The sequence below is a fragment of the Pandoraea cepalis genome, assembly GCF_902459665.1.
GTDB lineage: Bacteria > Pseudomonadota > Gammaproteobacteria > Burkholderiales > Burkholderiaceae > Pandoraea > Pandoraea cepalis.
The window spans coordinates 135,796-153,202 of the sequence record NZ_CABPSL010000001.1; the positions used below are offsets into that span (position 1 = coordinate 135,796).

At 64.4% G+C, this 17,407-nt stretch carries 18 protein-coding genes; 14 read left to right on the forward strand and 4 right to left on the reverse strand.

Translation table 11 applies throughout. From position 1 onward, the window contains the following. Positions 1-112 precede the first annotated feature (112 nt). Positions 113-1,225, forward strand: coding sequence for an integrase repeat-containing protein (locus PCE31106_RS00545; protein ID WP_150562035.1), 1,113 nt, complete (start codon positions 113-115; stop codon positions 1,223-1,225). A 131-nt stretch (positions 1,226-1,356) separates the two neighbouring features. On the opposite strand, the gene PCE31106_RS00550 is transcribed toward PCE31106_RS00545, so the two are convergent. Together PCE31106_RS00550 and PCE31106_RS00555 are read right to left on the reverse strand one after the other, a co-directional pair. After that, positions 1,357-1,707 carry a hypothetical protein gene (locus tag PCE31106_RS00550; protein WP_150562036.1) on the reverse strand — a complete coding sequence of 117 codons (351 nt, stop codon included), beginning with the start codon at positions 1,705-1,707 and terminating at the stop codon, positions 1,357-1,359. A 40-nt stretch (positions 1,708-1,747) separates the two neighbouring features. Then, complete coding sequence (locus PCE31106_RS00555; RefSeq protein WP_081091347.1) at positions 1,748-2,344, reverse strand: AAA family ATPase; 597 nt, start codon at positions 2,342-2,344, stop codon at positions 1,748-1,750. A 608-nt stretch (positions 2,345-2,952) separates the two neighbouring features. Here PCE31106_RS00555 and PCE31106_RS00560 point away from each other — a divergent pair. From PCE31106_RS00560 to PCE31106_RS00615, 12 genes are all read left to right on the forward strand, one after another. Then, positions 2,953-3,372: a hypothetical protein gene (locus PCE31106_RS00560; protein WP_150562037.1), complete on the forward strand. Its 420-nt coding sequence runs from the start codon at positions 2,953-2,955 to the stop codon at positions 3,370-3,372. 275 nt (positions 3,373-3,647) lie between these two features. After that, a complete protein-coding gene (locus tag PCE31106_RS00565; RefSeq protein ID WP_150562038.1) occupies positions 3,648-6,245 on the forward strand; it encodes a DotA/TraY family protein in 2,598 nt (865 codons plus the stop codon). Positions 6,246-6,534: 289 nt separating this feature from the next. Beyond that, positions 6,535-6,897: a hypothetical protein gene (locus PCE31106_RS00570; protein ID WP_150562039.1), complete on the forward strand. Its 363-nt coding sequence runs from the start codon at positions 6,535-6,537 to the stop codon at positions 6,895-6,897. 16 nt (positions 6,898-6,913) lie between these two features. Next, complete coding sequence (locus PCE31106_RS00575) at positions 6,914-7,171, forward strand: hypothetical protein (protein WP_150562040.1); 258 nt, start codon at positions 6,914-6,916, stop codon at positions 7,169-7,171. 8 nt (positions 7,172-7,179) lie between these two features. Further along, the gene (locus tag PCE31106_RS00580) at positions 7,180-7,581 is read left to right on the forward strand and encodes a hypothetical protein (protein WP_150562041.1); all 402 of its coding nucleotides are present in this window, start codon (positions 7,180-7,182) and stop codon (positions 7,579-7,581) included. A 2-nt stretch (positions 7,582-7,583) separates the two neighbouring features. Next, positions 7,584-7,916: a hypothetical protein gene (locus tag PCE31106_RS00585; protein ID WP_150562042.1), complete on the forward strand. Its 333-nt coding sequence runs from the start codon at positions 7,584-7,586 to the stop codon at positions 7,914-7,916. Then, the gene (locus PCE31106_RS00590; RefSeq protein ID WP_150562043.1) at positions 7,913-8,947 is read left to right on the forward strand and encodes a glycoside hydrolase family 3 N-terminal domain-containing protein; all 1,035 of its coding nucleotides are present in this window, start codon (positions 7,913-7,915) and stop codon (positions 8,945-8,947) included. Before PCE31106_RS00585 ends, PCE31106_RS00590 begins: the two co-directional genes overlap by 4 nt. A 13-nt stretch (positions 8,948-8,960) precedes the next feature. Then, positions 8,961-10,289, forward strand: a complete 1,329-nt coding sequence (locus PCE31106_RS00595; RefSeq protein WP_150562044.1) for an ankyrin repeat domain-containing protein — start codon at positions 8,961-8,963, stop codon at positions 10,287-10,289. Beyond that, on the forward strand, positions 10,225-11,940 hold the full coding sequence (locus PCE31106_RS00600) for an integrase repeat-containing protein (protein WP_150562045.1): 1,716 nt from the start codon (positions 10,225-10,227) through the stop codon (positions 11,938-11,940). The genes PCE31106_RS00595 and PCE31106_RS00600 overlap by 65 nt, the downstream gene beginning before the upstream one ends. A gap of 333 nt (positions 11,941-12,273) precedes the next feature. Next, on the forward strand, positions 12,274-12,492 hold the full coding sequence (locus tag PCE31106_RS00605; protein ID WP_060715251.1) for a hypothetical protein: 219 nt from the start codon (positions 12,274-12,276) through the stop codon (positions 12,490-12,492). A gap of 95 nt (positions 12,493-12,587) precedes the next feature. Next, positions 12,588-12,998, forward strand: coding sequence for a hypothetical protein (locus PCE31106_RS00610; protein ID WP_150562046.1), 411 nt, complete (start codon positions 12,588-12,590; stop codon positions 12,996-12,998). A 92-nt stretch (positions 12,999-13,090) separates the two neighbouring features. Beyond that, positions 13,091-13,468: a helix-turn-helix domain-containing protein gene (locus tag PCE31106_RS00615; protein ID WP_150562047.1), complete on the forward strand. Its 378-nt coding sequence runs from the start codon at positions 13,091-13,093 to the stop codon at positions 13,466-13,468. 21 nt (positions 13,469-13,489) lie between these two features. Here the strand turns inward: PCE31106_RS00615 and PCE31106_RS00620 are convergent, their stop codons facing one another. Then, a complete protein-coding gene (locus PCE31106_RS00620) occupies positions 13,490-16,282 on the reverse strand; it encodes a class I SAM-dependent DNA methyltransferase (protein ID WP_060715248.1) in 2,793 nt (930 codons plus the stop codon). 176 nt (positions 16,283-16,458) lie between these two features. Between PCE31106_RS00620 and PCE31106_RS00625 the strand changes: the two genes are divergently transcribed. Continuing rightward, positions 16,459-16,893 (forward strand): hypothetical protein, encoded by a 435-nt coding sequence (locus tag PCE31106_RS00625; protein ID WP_060715247.1) that lies wholly within the window; start codon positions 16,459-16,461, stop codon positions 16,891-16,893. A gap of 164 nt (positions 16,894-17,057) precedes the next feature. On the opposite strand, the gene PCE31106_RS00630 is transcribed toward PCE31106_RS00625, so the two are convergent. Further along, on the reverse strand, positions 17,058-17,360 hold the full coding sequence (locus PCE31106_RS00630) for a hypothetical protein (protein ID WP_150562048.1): 303 nt from the start codon (positions 17,358-17,360) through the stop codon (positions 17,058-17,060). Positions 17,361-17,407: the final 47 nt, after the last annotated feature.

Below are 17,407 nucleotides of genomic sequence, written 5' to 3' on the forward strand. Positions count from 1 at the left end.
CGAAAAGCCCTTGAAACAAGGGCTTTTTTTGTCACTCAAAACGGCCGCAGCCTCTTGCTAGAGCCGCGGCACCTGGTAGGTACGAGGGAGGGAGACTTACCAGGAGCAAGCCGTGGCAGGACGGAGAAGACCGTGGAAAACCTACGAGGAAGCGAGCGCGTGGGCGCAACAGGAAAAAATCACATCGAGGGACGATTGGCGCACCCGCACCAAACCACAAGGCATTCCATTGGCACCGGAGCATGTCTACAAGGCCGAATGGCAAGGATGGCGTGCGTTCCTGGGGATTTCATTGTTGGGTGGCGCATCCAAGGTTGAACTGATCTTGAAACATAGTCTCCGGCAGGTGCTAAACCTCGATCCGGCCCGCATGACGCGCATCAACGACGGTGGCCGACCCATGCACGTGGACATGGCCGACCGCGAGCGCCGTCTTGTCATCGAGTACGACGGCTCGGCGTGGCACAAGGATGTTGTGCACGATCATCGCAAGACCCAGCGGTTGAATGACGCCGGCTGGACCGTGATTCGCGTTCGCGAGACACCGCTGGCCTTGCTTGATCCCGTGCGGGATGTGCAGGTTGGACGCGCAACGCTCAACTACGGACCGATGATCGGCACGGTACTGAAGCACCTTCAATCGCTCGTCGAGCGGGGCACCCTGCCCGATGATGGACTCGGTGCCAAGATCGCCGCCGCGCTCAAAATCCCGATCGACGAGACGGAGTTTTACGACATCATCGCGCAAGGATGGGTATCGTATGAAGAGGCCAGCGCTTGGGCGCGGCAAAGGGGGATCATGTCGTTCGACGACTGGTTCGTCCGTGTTAAGAGGAGCGATTTTCCGCGCGGTAACATCCCGACCCGGCCTTATGCAATCTACAAGGCTGAATGGCAAGGATGGGGTGCGTTCCTTGGTACCGGGAGCATTCCTACCTACAAGAAGCCTTTTCGTTCATACGATGAGGCCAGGGCTTGGGCACAGCAGGAAAAGATCACGACGGCAAAGGGCTGGAAGAGGCGCGCCAAGCCGAACGACATTCCGTCCGACCCGGACCGAGTCTATAAGGCTGAATGGCAAGGATGGGGCGCGTTCTTGGGGACGGGCAACACGTATGGTGGCCCACGGAGAGCCCCGCAACAGACTGCCCGCCATGTCATCAACCTGGTCAAGATCACCGACCCGGAGAACGACAGAGCCTTTGCCTTGCAAGCGTCGGTGTAAGCATGGCGGCGTCCACAGCGCCGCGTGATTGATACATACATACCAATACATACGCATCACTACATACGCACCGATACAAACAGAAAAGCCCCTTTTTCAAGGGGCTTTTGTTCGTCCACGACCGGCGCCGGTCACTTTTTGTTGTCGATGATCAAGGTTTCACCGGCCGCGACCAGTTCGCGGTACTTCATCATCGCGAGCATCATGATCGCGCTCGTGGGCGGGCCGACCGTCGTATCGTCCACGTCGTCGCGGAAGTCGTTCACGATCCGCAGTTGCGACGCGGTGGACGTGCGGCCCCGGATCGAGGCGTTGCAGATCACGACCGGATCGGTCGCGTTCGCACGCTTGACCGTGCGCGCGACGTACTCGCCGTACAGCACGCCGTCCGGTTCCGAGAACGCCACGCTCGCGACACCGGCCGCAGCGGCCATCAAATCCTGCTCCGGCTTTTTCGCCGCCAGGCGGGCCAGTGCGTTCATACCATTTTCCATCGTAAATCTCCAAGACGTTAAAAATAGGTTAGGCCGCGGCCAGGTCGATCAACGCGTCGATCGTGTTGTCCATTTCGCGCCGGGCCTCGTGCAGGCCACGAATACCGCTCTTGTCCGCGTAGATCGTCAAGCCGCGGGCGATGGTCGCCTGGTACGCCTTGCGCTTGCGGATGTACGGCTTGCCCACGAAGCCGGCGAGAAACGCGATGTCGCTGGCGAAGTTCATTTCGAGCCGGTTGGGAAGGAGCATCACGCGCCGGCCTTTCGCGACTTGATCCGCCTGGCCTTTGATGGCCGCAGCGGCGTCGAAAAACGACGGCAACAGCGGCATCAGCGTGACTTGCGATTTCAGCGCCGAGGCGTCCAACATGCCCGGGGCGTGGTCAAAAATCACGATGTCATACGCCGACGCCTGCGCGTCGGACGCGGCCACGTCGAACGGCACCGTATGGCCGCATTGCTTCGCTTGCGCGGCCCACGTACGCCCGCTTTGCTGCGCGTCCAGATCGACCAGCAGCACGCGAGGGCGCGAGGTTTCGAGGGCCAGGCGTGCCGCCAGGTTGATCGAAAGCGTCGATTTTCCGACGCCGCCTTTGGGGCTCCAAACGGAACATGAAAACATCATAGTCTGTACTCCTCTAGATCGTGGTGGAAGGTATGTATGCGTTTGTTGGTATTAATACATACCAACGTTCTCGTACCACGATCGACCTGTCAACCGAGTACCGTACCTAAAGCCGCGACGATCGCCGGAAGCGATACAAACACACCGATACAAACACACCACGGCCGCGCAACGCCGCGCGTCCTGCTGCGTGTTCCCGCGCCGGCACCTGGTCGCCATCGCTCTCACCGCGTTGTGCGCTCGATCCCGCCGTTTTCCGACGCATAAGCCAGACCGTCCGAGCCGCGGCAAGGGCGCGCGTTGCTTTCGCCGTGCACCCGGTCACGCTGCGCGCGCTGCGGCTTTCGTCGAACCCTTGCCAGGCCGTCCGGCTGGCTCGTTCATGCGTCACGGCAGGCTCCGAAGCGCACAACCAACGAACGGGACGAGGGCAAACGATGACCAGGCACCAGCAACCGGCAGCAGAACATCGACACGTCGCGCGGTTCCTCGCCCCCACGGCCCACCAAAGCGCAGCACGTAGCAACTACTTGAGTTTTTCGCAGAACCTGGTGTACTGCAGGTACCGCGTTGGTGCCAACGGCACCGCACACTGAACGGAGAGAACGATGGCACGCATCGAAGGTCGTTTGAAAATGCTCGGCGAGGGTCGCGTGGACCAGTACGGCTGGACGATCCGCACGGTCGCGGAAATCGGCGATCGGGAAATCCACAACCTGCGCGTGTCGCCGCGGTTGAGCAACTACCTGAACGTGGGCGAGCCCGTCGCGCTGGGTGTGCAGCGCGTCTTGGGCGCCACCACGGTGTACGCCGTCGCCAGCCCGGACGGGCGCGTGCGCCACGGCGCGATCGGCGGCCTGCTGTTCCTGCTGATGTTGTACGTCCTCGCGGGCCTGTTCTGCTGGCACGAAATCACGAACCACGGTTCGGCCCTCTACGGCGCAGCGCTCGCCGTGATCGGCTGGATGGCCCTGGGTCCGCTCAACGCAATCCGGTTGTGCGTTGCGTTCGACCCGATGAAAACCTGATCGACGGCACCACGTCCTCACGTCCCACCAAGGCGGCTCCGGCCGCCTTTTTTGCGTCCGTCGCCGAAGGCTCACCGGCGGCAGCGACCGGCCGGCGCGTGAGCGCCCGGGCCTGCACGGGCTTCGCACCCCCGTACATGCCTGGGAACCCAAACTATTTTTTCCGTACACCCCGTTCTGCGCTTGACCCACGCCTGGCTCGAGTTAGCCTGGTGTTGGTGCCAACAGTTCAACCGGCACCACCCGCTCTTTAACAACTCGCCCGAGGCCATTCCATGCGCCGACTTTTCAAGACCCTCGCCGGGCCGCTCGCCCTGTTTGCGTTGCTGTTCAGCGCGCCCGCGCACGCGGACATCTTCACGCCGCCCTCGACCGACTGGATTATGGTTCATGTCATGCCGTTGCTCGGTGCTGGCTCGGACGCATCGGCCAGCCCGTTCAGCCCGCTCTTCAGCATTCTGAACACCGCGGTCATGACAATCGGCGGATTGATCGCCGCGTACGTTATGTTCGCGTCGATCGCATCCACAGCCCACGACGGCGAGATGATGGGCAAGCAGTGGAGTTCGATGTGGGTGCCCATCCGTTCGACGCTCGGCATGGCGATGATCCTGCCGGTTAAGGGCGGGTTCTGCCTCATTCAGTTGATCGTGCTCTGGCTCGCAACGCAGGGCATCGGCCTCGCCGACACCGTATGGACCGCGTACCTCACCAACTGGACGCAGCAAACGGCGACGTACACGAGCCCGGTGCTCGACGTGAAGGCGCGGGCACTGTTCGAGTCGTTGGTGTTGAGCAACGTGTGCTACGAGAGCGTGCGCGGCACGTACGCCAGCGAGTCGGCGGACGACCAGGCCACGGTCAACCAGTTGAACAACGGGCAGGACATTTCGTCGTCGGTCGGCGCAACGTGGTTCAGCGACCTCGACGCCAACGGTGCGGGAACGGTCGGCTACAACTTCGGGCGGACCGGTGACGGTTCGACGTACGCCGCGTGCGGCACCGTGACCGCCACACTGAAAGGCACCACGGCCAGCACGTCGAACACCAACGGCGCCGGGTTGCAAACCGCCACGGCCTGGCTCAACGCGGCCCCCGCGACGAGCGCGATCGAGTCCGGCCATGTTGACGCGTTGAAATCGATGCAGAGCGCTGCAGACAACCTCGCCAAGCAGATGGTGGGTACCGCGGGCAACGGCGCGCTCGCACCGGCCACGGTCAACGCGGCGATCGACGCCGCTGTAAAAGCCTACGAGACCACGGTGAGCGCTAAGGCCAACGCGGCGTTCGCCGCCGCGATGGGCAACGGCCAACTGGCGTCCAGTCTCGGCGCAGATGGGTTCGTGGTCTCGGGAGCCGAGTACGCGGCCTTGGGTCGCATGAAATCGGACGTGAACGCGTCGGTCTCGAACGTGCCGACGGCCGTGGACGGGATGACCGCCGGCAAGGTGGGCCTGATGGGCCTTTTCGACAACCAGACCGACTCGGACGTGAAGCACGCGCAATCGCTGCTCGACGCGGCGAACACCCAGGCCGCGGCCAAGACCGGCGGTGGCGGTGGCGACGACAAGTTCTCGAAAGTCATCAACCTGTTCGCGGGCCAGGGCTTCACGGCCGTCACCGACCCGAACGAAGACCCCATGATGCGCGCGTACGACGTGGGGCAAGGGCTGTTCACGACGGTTCAGAACGCCGGCATCGCCGCGGCGACGCTGATGGGTTTCGCGGCCGTCCCGCTGGCCGGGAACGTGGTGATGGCGGCGGCCTCGCTGTTCGGCGGGCTGTTCACGTTCATCGCCTCGTGCCTGCTCGTCCCCGCGTTCGTGCTCTGCTTCGTGCTGCCCATGATGCCGTTCTTCGCGGTGGCCCTGGCCGCTTTCGGCTGGCTCGTCATGCTGTTCGAGAGCCTGGTGGCCGCGCCGCTTTGGGCGGTCACTTTCCTGTCGCCGAATCACGGGCAGGACGGCATCGGCTCGCAAAAGCAAGGCTTGATGATGATCTTGAGCCTCACCTTGCGCCCGGCGCTGTTGACCATCGGCGTGTGCGGGTCTTACGTGCTGATGCAACCGATCGGCCTGTTCGCCAACTCGCTGTTCGGCGTGGCCTGGGGCGCGACGGGCGGCGGCGGTGGCTTGTTTGAACTCATGCGCATGGTCGCGGGCGCGGTCTTGTTCATGATGTTTCTGTTCCAGTCCGTGCGCTTCTGCCTGAAACTCATCACCAGCGTGCCCGACAACGTGCTCGATTGGATCGGTGGCGGCCACGGCGCGGTGCTGGGCGGCCACGTTGAAGAAATGGGACGCGGTGCCAACGCCGCGAGCGCGGCCGGCGCGGGTGCCGCGGGCGCTGCGCTCGGATCGGCCGCCGCGGGTGCGGCGAAGGGCGCGGATGCGTTGCGCAGCAAACTGGCCGGGATGCAGAAGGGACGCGAGCGCGAGGTCGGCAACCTGTCCGAGCGGGGCGGTACGACGATCCCGGTTCCGAAGGGCGGTACGACGCCGCCCACCGGCGGTCGCGGCGACCTGCCCGCAGAACCGAGCACGCTGAAGGACGCGAAGGCCAGCGCAGCCGCGGGCGGTGGCGCGGGCAAGCCGGCGGCGCCCACCGCGCAAGCGAGCAGCGCAGGCTCCAGCAAGCCCGAGGCGCCGGCCACGGCCAGCCCCGAGCGTGCAGCGTCGGGCAGTTCGCAGGACGGGGCCACCGCGAGCCGCGCGGACCTGGCGAAGAACCTGGCCGCGAACATGGAACGCGCAGCGGCGATCCGCGATCGCCTGGTCGAGCCCACCGAGCGCGCGACCGAGGCTGAAAAGCTGCAGGACGGCGCAGCACCGGACGCCGAGAAGGGCGGTAAGGAGGACAGCGGCACCGTCTGATCGCGCGCACGACCAGCACAACGGGCGGCTCTGGCCGCCCGTTTTTATTCGGTCTACCAGGGAATCCGCAGCACGGGCCGGAGGCCGATCGACCAAAGGGGCGCGCAAGCGTCCCGTTCTTTTTTGCACGGCGAAGGCGTAACCGTCACCAGCGCTTGCATGAAAAAAAGTGCGTTTTTCCGGGCAAAACGGCCGTTTCCGGGCCACTGGGCGCTTGCTTTAGTCTGGGCTCGAGTTAGCCTGGGTCAAGGCGTTGGCATCAACGCTCAACCACCCACCGGAGAACCACATGCACGACCTCGACCACCACAGCGCACTCACGGAGCAGACCGCGAACCGCGCGTACCTCATGCAGACCGCCGTGGCTCACGTCGGCGCCATCGCGTTCATCGCCAACCTCACGCTCGGCGTTCTCGAAACCCTCGACGGCCATTGGTCCGGTCTGCTGGGCCGCTTGGGCGTCGCAGCGTTCACCGCGGCGGTGTGGTGGTCCGGTTCCTTCCGCGCGAACCTCATGCGTCAACGCGCCACGATCGGCCGCCCGATCGAACTGCTGCGCCGCCCCAGCGATTGGCTCCCGTCGCCGTTCGGCTTCACGCCGGCCGTGATCGGCGACGAGCGCGTGCAACTGCTGCCCCCGGACAACAAGTGAACGAGGCCCGACGATCATGCGCATCCTCAGCCTCCCTAGCATCGCCGACCTGATCAAGCACGTCCGACTCGGCCTCTTTCTGATCATGCTCGCCATCGGCGCCTGGCAAATCGCCGACGCGCTGCGCGGACCGGCCGACCAGGCACCGGGCCACTGGATCGCCGCCGCCGTGAGCATCGGCGTGGCCGCCCGGTTCTACCTCGCCAAGCGTTCGCAGTTCAACCTCGCCGCCGACGCGATCGAGCGTCTGGCCGCCCGCAACCGCACGAAGTGAGGCCCGTCATGCTCGATTTTTCCAGCACTTACCGCGACGACCGGCTCGACACGCTCCTGCCGAACGTGACCGCCCCCGGCATCCGTCGCTGGGAAGAGAGCCGCCGGGCGTCGATGCGCGCACGCCATCACCACACGCTGGCCGAGCGCGTGCGCCGCGAGTCGCCCGTGCTCGCAGCACTGGCCCGCGGCCAGGCCGTTGAGCCCGTCAAGACCGACGCCCCCAGCGTGCGCGACGCGCTGGCCTCGTGGGACGCGCACGTGGCCGGCGCCCGGGCGCACTTCGCAGCGCAAGACGAAGCGTACCGCCTCGCGCGCCTGCTGCCCGACCACGACGAGCACGCAAGCCCGTCGCCGGTGTGGCGGGCGATGCTCAACGACCTGAACGACCTCAACACCACCGAGGTATGACCATGCGACGCCTCACCGTCACCATCGCCGCCATCCTCGCGTGCAACCTGGCCTACGCCGACACCTTGACCATTGACCAAGCCATGAATGCCCGCCGTGCGCTCGACGCCGTGCAGGCCGCCGGTGCCCACGTCAACGCCAAGCCCGACGTGCGGGCGTGGCTGCTTGACCAGGTGACCACCGCCCGCAGCGCGCTCGAAACCGCCCCGCGCGGCGACGTGAAGCAACGCCTGCTCGACGTGGCGATCCGCGCCCGCGTCGCCGGGATGCTGCTCGACGCGCCCGCGTTGGTACCGGCCGCGGCCATCGTTGACAGCCTGGCGCACGGCTTATGAACCGGGTTTTCAACACGATCATCACGGCGCTGCTCGCAGCGCCCATGCTGGCCGTAGCGGCACCGCTGCCCACGGCCAGCGACCTGCGTTCGTTGTTCGTCGTCGAGAACCCGCCGCTCACCAGCGAGTTCGGCGCGCTGCTGATCCGCAACCAGTTCGACGCGCGACCCGCCATCGCGTGCGACTTGCGCAAAGCCCATCCGTCCGCCCTGATCTTGACCGACCAGGAAGGGGGCACCGTGCGCGACCTGAAGAACGTCGAGGCCCCGCCCGCACCGTGGGACGTACCCCGCATGACGGTCGGCGAGTTCACGGCGCAAGTGAAGCGGGCCGGCGACGCTCTGGCGAACAGTTGCGTGGACATCGACAACGCCCCGGTGGCGGAAGTGCAGGACACGCAGCGCAGTTACAGCAACGACCCGCAGCAGGCCGCGACGATCGCCGCGCGCTTCGCGCAGGCCATGACCGTCGCCGGCATCGCGCCGGTGTTGAAGCACTACCCGGGCAAACTCGCCTCGTGCAAGCCCGTGGCCTCGCTGCCGGGCTATCAACTTCGCAAGGGCAGCCACGAGGTCGAAAACTGCCCGGGCACCGCGGCGGACGTGTGGCGCATGGCCGACGCGTTCCCTGTGAACGCGGCCCCGATCGTGATGATGAGCAACCGCGTGTACCCCGGCGTGTCGCCGTTGCCCGCGGTGCTCGACCCGGTGTACGTCCAGCGCTTGCGCGCGGCCGGCTTTCACGGCCTCGTCATGACCGACGCCCTTTGGGAAATCAGCAACCGCCCGCAGGCCGTCGTGCAGGCGTTGCAGGCCGGCGCCGACGTGATCCTGCTGCCGCAACCGCGCCAGGTCGATGAAGCGATCCCGCTGATCCTCGCGGCCCTGCAATCCGGCGCCCTCGACCCGGCGGTGATGCGCGACCGGCTCGACCGCGTGGCCGCGTTCAAGGCCGCGGCCATCGCCCGACGCACCCCGTCGCCCGACGGGCTTCTGAACCTCACGCTCGCGCCAACAGGCGCGGCGCACTGAACCGGAGTCCACCATGAGCACCATCAACGACGAAGCGTACGACCTGCCCGACGAGGACGACGATGAGCACGACGACCTGGACGACGACCTCGACGACGACGAGGACCACGCGCTCGACTCAGACATCGCGCTTGACCGTTTCACCAACCAGGCGATGCGCCACGGCCGCCGCGCGGCGACGTGGCTGCTGATCGGCGCGCTGGCCGAGGTCGGCTTTTTCGTCGGTGTTTGCTACGCCGTAACATCAGTACGCTCGCTCTGGCTCATCGTGCCGGCCGCGATGATGACGAGCGTTGTTATGTTCATGCTCGCCGGGCTGATCAACGTCCGATGGGACCGGCATCGCACGCGCATGGAAAGCGTGATCGGGGAAGCGATGGGCTGGCGCAGTGACGTGCAACAGAAGCGGGAAGGCGAGGAGCGAGCGTACACGCGGCGTCACCTCGCGCGGATCGAAGAGGAGAGGCTCGACGCACTTCGCGAAGAAATGACGTGGAACGTCGGCCCGGCCCCGGTGTACATCGACGCCGAGGGCCGCCGCCACCCGACGGCCGAGCAGATCGCGCTCGAGGAGCACGCGCAGCGTGAGGCCGGCGACCTCTTCGACTCGCTGGACCGCCAATCGGACGAGCACGACGACGACGCGGAGTCGGACACCGTGCCCGACGCCCCCGACTCGCCCGCGTTGCGTGCGTGGATGCAGCGATGGGCCGGCATGAAGCCCGTCAAACAATCGCGGCCGGCCCCGCTTTTGAAGCGACACGACAACGCTGAAGGTCGGCGCCTCGAACGCGAACTCTGCCGCGCGATCGGCCGGCATTGGGGCGGTGCGTTTCACCGGCTGCTCGCCGAAGGTGCGGACGTGAACGGTCACAACGGCAGCGGTAAGCCCTTGGGCATCGCGGTGTTGCGCGGGCGACTGGATCAAGTGTCGTGGCTTCTCACGCTTGGCGCGGACCCGAACGCGCAGTACCACGGCCGGACGATCATCGCGACGCTGATGCGGCAAGTCGAGCAGTACGCCGACGAAGGCGGTGGCGACGGCGACGACCACGAATGGCCCGAGCGGATCGAACTGCTGGCACGCTGGGGCGCGGACCCGCACCTTGAGAACAGGTGGTACGACGAAGACGATGACGACGAAGGCCCGAACGCCTGGCCGTTCATCCGGAAACGGCCGGTGCTTTACGAGGCGTTCATGAAAGGCGTGGCAGCGCGGCAGCAGGCCGACGACGACACCCGCCGCCTGCTGGCTGGCGCTCGCGAGGCCGTCGGTCTTGCCGAAGTCGCCGACGAAACCCGCGACCTGCTGCGCGCAGCACGAGGCGCAGGCCGCGCGTGACGATGCGTTGGAAAAAGCCCGGGAAACCGGGCTTTTTTGCTGGCTGGCTTTCTTGCTAAAGATGCTCCGCCTGGTAGGTACAGGGGAGGAAAATCAGCGGGAGAGCGGCATGGCAAAGCGGACGTTTCGGCCTTATGGCGATGCGAGCGCGTGGGCGCAAGAGGAAGGCATCAGGACGATGGCCCAGTGGCGGTTGCGTTCGCTGCGCAAGGAACTTCCCGCCGATCTTCCAGCGGCACCGTATCAAATCTACAAAGGCGAATGGAAGGGTTGGGGCACGTTTTTGGGCACAGGGCGACGCTACCGTGGGGCGTGGTGCTCGTACCACGAGGCGGCGGCTTGGGGACAAGCCGAGGGAATCAAAACGGGGGCGGCCTGGATGGCGCGGAAGGACTTTCCGGCCAACATCCCGGCAGACCCCTTCAAGGTCTATGGTGACGAGTTCAAGTCTAACGGCGGATGGCCCGGTTTTCTCAACACCAGCATGATCAGGGGGCGATCCATGATCGAGTTGGCGCTGGCGCACGGCCTTGGATCGGTGCTGATCCTCGACCAAACCCGCCGTGCGACGATTGACCCTGGCGATGGCGGGCGAAAAATCCAGGTTGACCTGATCGACCGGAGCCGACGGCTTGCCATTGAATACGACGGCTCCTACTGGCATCAAGAAACGCAAACGAAGGATCGGCGCCAAGTACGGCGGCTGAACAAAGCCGGCTGGACGGTGGTACGCGTTCGCGAAGCACCGCTCGGACTTCTCGATCCAACGCTTGACCTTCAGGTGGATCGACCGGAGGGCAACTACGGGCGAGTGGTCCACGCTGTTTTACGTCACCTTGCTTGCTTGATCCGCGACGGGCGATTGCTGAACGACGGCCTACTGGACAAGATCGAGCAAGCCCTTGGTAAGCCGATGGACCCGTCTGCATTTTGTGCGATCGCGACGCACAGTTGGAGGTCGTACGAGGAGGCAGCAACGTGGGCGCAAGCCGAGGGAATCAAGACCTTTGACGACTGGATAGCCCGGTGCCGACGAGGCGATCTCCCAGCCGACATTCCGGTGAAACCGGCGAGAACCTACAAGGGTGACTGGAAGGATTGGGGCACATTTCTGGGCACAGGGCGACTCTACCGTGGGACGTGGTGCTCGTACGACGAGGCCGCCGCCTGGGCTCGCGCGGAAGGTATCCAAACCGCTGAAGCATGGAAGGATCGTTCGGTGAAAGGTTGTTTGCCGAAATACGTGCCTGCGAATCCTCAAAAGATTTACAAGAGCGAGTGGAACGGCTGGGGCGCTTTCCTTGGCACAGGACGGAAGCCGAACAGGCACCCGAACGCACCGCCGTTCCGATCGTACAGCGACGCCAGCGCGTGGGCGCAGCGAGAAGGCATCGCATCGCAACGCCTTTGGTATGAGCGGTGTAAAGATGCGTCGTTCCCCATCAACATTCCGAAGAAGCCTGAACCCGTTTACCGTGACGAGTGGACGAACTGGGGCAACTTTCTTGGCACAGGACGAAAACCTGGCGGTCAACCACGACTCAAGCGGCCGACCAATCTGTACGTCATCCGCCTCACCAAGCCCACGGACCGCACGCCCGTGCTGTTGCCAGCGAACGATCCCGCGTTCGTGATGCCGATGGCCGCGTAACCACACCGTCGCGACCAAGGCCGCAGGCGGATCGACGGGGCGCGCAAGCGCCTCGTTTTGTCTTGCATGGGTGCGCGCACAACCATCGCCTGCGCACAAAACCAACCCCACAAAACGGGCGCGTATCCGCGCCGGGCGACCCGCTGGCGCCAGTCACCACGGGCCACGGCCGGGCTCTTTACGGCCGCGTAACCGTCGCCGTAACAATCGGTGTTAGTGGCAAAAATATATAAGTCGTTCGGCGCTAAAAAGTATTGCATTTATCCAGCGGTACGAGAGACTGAAGGTGTAGGCAGCGCATACGCAACGCCACTCAAACCCAAGGAGACCATCATGCAAGCAACCATCGCAACCCGCACCGTGTTTCGTTTCGTCGGTCACAACGAGGTCGTGGCCGGACACGGCGAAACGCGCATCGAAGCCATCGACGACGCCCGCGCAACGCTCGGAGAACCGATGATGACCCAGGCCGACGTTGACGAGAACGGCTACGTCGTCGAGGTCGAACAACGGCAAGACCCGGACACGGGCGAATGGATCGACATGAAATAAGCCCGCCCCGCCAACGCTCCATCAGTGCCCGCCTCACGTGCGGGTCGGGGCGGTACCAGCGCCGTCCCGGTGCTGATCACTGAACGGAGTTCATCATGGCAAAGACCACCACAACCCAACCGGACCTCATGTCGATTTACGAACGGGCATCGGCCGTCGCCACCGCTCCCGGCTTTTCGTGCGCGCTGGGCGGCTGGAGCGCAAAGGCGGTTCAGATCGACGTGAGCGGCTACAGCCAGATTTACGTCGAGGACGCACCGCACGATCCGAAAAATCTGATGTTCGTGCTGGTCACGAACAACCCGGCGAGCAAGAAGTTCACGGTGTCGGAAATCACCGAAGCGCAGTTCGACCAGTTCGTGGCGATCGAGTATGACCCGCGTGCGTTCCGCGGCGAAGGCGTCGCCATCCGCCGCGCGCTCAACCTGGCCGAGGCCATCGCGCCGAACGTCCTGCGGCATCAGAGCGGCAAAAAGGAGAAAGCCGGCGGCTACCGCTTCGCGTAAGCGATTCGCCGATGCTCCCACGGGCCGGTCCGCAAAGGGCCGGTTTTTCAGTACCGGGACCAACTCAGTCCCGAAACCTGGGAGCCCAAAGCATGATCACCACGCCCACCGCCGGCCGCGTGACCGCCACACAGGCCGCCGCGCTCACGGGCCGGGGCATCGCCACCGTTTCTCTGGCCGCACGATCCGGCGACCTTCCGTTTGTGGTCGTCAACGGCGTGCGCCGGTTCGCGCCGGCCGACCTGCACGCCTGGCAGGCGGCGAAGCACGCACCGCCGACCGGCCCGCTTCTCTCGTTCTCCGATGCCTGGCGGCTGATCGGTTACGCGAACCGCTCGAGCATCACACGGGCGATCGAGGCCGGACGGCTCACCGTCGTGCTCGACGAGCACGGCCGGCCTCGCCTGAATCGTGCGGACGTTGAAGCCTTGGCCGAACAACGACGGGCGAGGAAGGCGAAGCGGGCTTGACGACGACTCACCATGATCCCGTTACGCCACGGCTTTCTTCCGCGCCCGCTTTGGCTTTTCAGCCGGCAGGAGGCTCGTCAACTTGCCATACAGACCGAACAGAAATGAAACCCGGCCGGCGTCCGACTTGTCGCCCTTGAATCCGTACGCAGCATCGACCGCGCGATCGTTGGCCGCGTGGGCCTTGCGCAGTTCAGCCGGCATCGTGCGCGGATCGTAAAGATCGGCCAGCGACGAGCCCGGGTACAGGGTACGAGCATCAAGGATCGCTTGCGCGGTCGCTTCCAGCGCCTGGCGTTGCGCGTCGGTCGGGCTGGGCCACGGGTAGTTGTTGAACACGATGTTGACGGAGTATTGGTAGTCGCTTTTCAAGCGGCCCGTCACCGTGCGAACCCATGCCATGTGCATCGTCGAATGCAGAACCGCGAAGTGGTAGAGCGTCGCGTCGGGCATCAGGCGCACTTTGTTGCTCGCCAGCGTCGGCGGGGCCAGGTATCCCAGCGGGATGAACTCGCGGCGATACGACGAGACTTCAGGGATCACCAAAAACGGCTTGTCCGGCATGAACTCGACGTGAAAGCGGGTCGGCGTTTCGGCCAACTTCTGCGTCGGAGCACTATCGCTCGCAAGACGGCTCTTGCGCACAGCCTCGACACGTTTCATGCATTCGGGCAGCGCGCGCAGTTCGTTCGGTTTCAGATCACCCAGCCACAGGCACCAACGACTCAGGTTGTTGATGAACTCGACCGAACCGTACCACCGGCGAAACAGCGGGGCGGCTTTCGGTTCAAGTTGGATGAACGCGGCCTTTTCGTCGTCGGTGAACAGGTAATGCCCACCGTCGATCGGCTTGTTCCCGATACCGATTTCCGGCACGGGGCAGATCGGCGTGCGCCGGTTCGGCAGCAGGTAGTCGGGCGCATCGACCAGGTAAGGGTTGATGCGTTTGGCCGCGATGACGTGCGCGTTCTCGGCCTTGATGTCGCCGGTGTAGTCGTAAATCGTGCAGTGCTCCGGCACGCGCAGACCAAAGCCGATGATGACGCAATGCACCTGCGCGATGCCTTTGCCTTCGTTGCTCCATTGGAACGTCCGATGCGCGAACCGGATCTGAACACCGCCTTGCAGCAACGGCCCCCACAGCACGGACACCTGCTCGCCCTGCGTGATCGAGTTGGTCGAGACGAACGCCACGTCGATCGACGGGTTTTGCTGGATGTACGCCAGCGCCTTAACGTACCAGGCGGCCACGTAGTCCAGCAGACCGCCGTTCTTGATCTTCGCAAAAATCAGGCGAGCATCTTCCCGCTGGGAATCGCTCAGGTACTTCGCACCGATGAACGGCGGATTGCCCATCACGTACGAGCATTGTGCGGGCGGCAGGATCGACGCCCAATCGACGCGCAGGGCGTTGTCCTGATGGACGTGCGGTGTGTCCACCAACGGCACCGTCGGGCGGGTGTTGCCGAAGCGGTCCGCCGACTCGAGGTTCATCTGGTGATCGGTGATCCACAGCGCGACGCGGGCGATGTGCGCCGCCGCCGCGTCGATCTCCAGGCCGTAAAACTGGTTGACCCGCACCCGGCAAAGCGTGGACACGTCCAGCAGGCCCGGGCCTTGCCCGAAATCGACGAACAACGCCGCGATCACGTCGTTTTCCAGGCGACGGAGTTCCCGGTACGCGATCACCAGGAAGTTCCCGCAGCCGCAGGCCGGATCGAAGAACGTCAACGTTGGCAACTTGTCGTACAGCGCTTGCAACCGCGGCTTGCTCTTGCGGGCCTTCTCAAACTCGGCGCGCAGGTCGTTCATGAACAACGGGTTGATCACCCGCAGGATGTTGCGCTCCGAGGTGTAGTGCGCGCCAAGTTCCCGCCGGCTGGCCTGGCGTTTTTCGTCGGGCGTGTGCGCCTCGAGCACGCCTTGGAACATCGCCCCGAAGATCGCCGGGCTGATCCCGCTCCAATCGAGTTCCGCGCACTTCACCAGCAGGTCGCGCATGGCCCGATCGAACGACGGGATGCGCGTTTGTTCGGCGAACAACGACCCGTTGACGTAGGCGAAGGCCGCGAGGTTTTCATCGAGGTTGCTCGACCGTTCCGTGTCCGGCGTGTCGAGCACGTCGAACAGCGCAAAAAGGCTTTGGCCGGTGTCCCGCCCATCCTCGCGCGTCGCCTCGACGTACCGCCGGAACATCCCGTCCTGCCCGAAAATGCCCGTGTCATCGGCGAAGAGGCAGAACAGCAGGCGCGTCAAGAACACTTCCAGGTCGCGGCCCCGGAAGTTGGCCTGCAACAACGCCTCGTGCAGCCGTGAAACAGCGTAGGCCGCTTGCCGGTTGATCGGGGATTCCTCGACGATGGCCGGCGCGGTCTCGCCGTCGATCAAAAACCGGAACCAGCCCGCGTGCTTGGGCAGGTCGGAGAGTTTGCATTCGGCCTGGGTGTCGGTCCGCAGGTCGTACAGCCTGAACCGTGCGAAGTCGGACACGATGATGTAACGCGGGCGCTCGCCTTCGGGCAGGGCCGTGAAGTAGTCAGACGCCTGGCTGAACGCGGAGTTCAGGTCTTTACCCTTGCTCTTGTGCTCGACGATCAACAGGCCCGGGATGAAACTATCAATGAACCCACGGGTACCGTCGATCTTATCGACGGCCTTCTCGTAAATGGTCGCGGACTCCGGGCGGATGCCGAAGCACTCGTAAAACCGCGCCCAAAACAACTTGGCGTCCGCGTTTTCGCGCTCCGCCTGCTTCCATTGTTTGGCGAACGCCTGAAGGCGGGTACGGATTTCCGGGAACGAGAGAGCGGACATAGGGCGCGGCGGAAAAAAGGACCAGAGATTGTATCTGGGAAAGCGCCCATTCCCGTGCGAAGCGTGGCCGTTCCGTTCGCGAGCGACAGGCCAGCGGTCCGGGCCTTCGGAACAGCAAAATCGCCCCTCGTTGACATTGCCGGCATTTGCCGGCGTTTTTCAGCCAGGACGGTCCCATGTCAACAGAGTACAAGCCCACGCTACGCTTTAACGCGCTCGAAACTCGACGCATCAACTCCGCAGCCGGCGCGGCCGGCCAGAAGCCGGCCGAATGGATGCGCAAACTGATCCTCGATCACGCCCCGCCGTTGACCATTGCTGATCCGCTGGCCGTGCGCGTGGCCGGCTTTGAAGAGCGCTTTGGTTGGAACCTGATTCATTATGCCGACGCGTTGGCGCACGCCGAGACTTTTCAGACGGACATCAGCGATATTGCGGACTACATGGAGCGCTACACGACGACACAAGACGGGGAGGTCTGGATCGACGGCGAAAAACTCCCGGGCGTGTCGGCCGGCGATGTGACCAGTGTAGAAGCGAGGGCCGTCGATCTATGTCGAGCGATCAACCTCGCGCATATACGCGCACTGCTTTCGACGGAGGGGGCGTAGGCCAGTTGAACCGTCGCGGGGCGGAGCACGGTAACCAACGTTTATGGTGCTCAACGGCTTGACCACCGCCTCGCGCTGCGCGCGACCCGTGGAAAACGGGGCTCTGGCGTGCGGCGTTCGCCGCTGGCCCCGTTTCCCACAGGCTCCGGGCCGTGGACAAACCTTCACCGGATGCCTTGCATGTCCATCGCGGCGCCAAGCCGGTTGTACCACTCTTGCGCGCCGCTCCCGGTGTGAAAGTAGACTCGATGCTGCGGCCGGTCGAGGTCTTTCGTGTTGATCAACACGTACGGCTTGACCATCGCGTTCGACGTGCTCACCTCGACCGTGCGCACTTGGTCGAATGGGATTATGCGCGGTGCGCTGAACCAGCCGGTTTTGACGAGCAACTGGCGGCTCGTCGGGTCGAGTTCGAGGCGGCAGCGGCCGAGGCCTTGAGCGTGGCGGTGCGTGGGATTGAACGACATGGTGTTCTCCGTTGGTGTTGAACGCAGAAACGGCTCCTTGCGGAGCC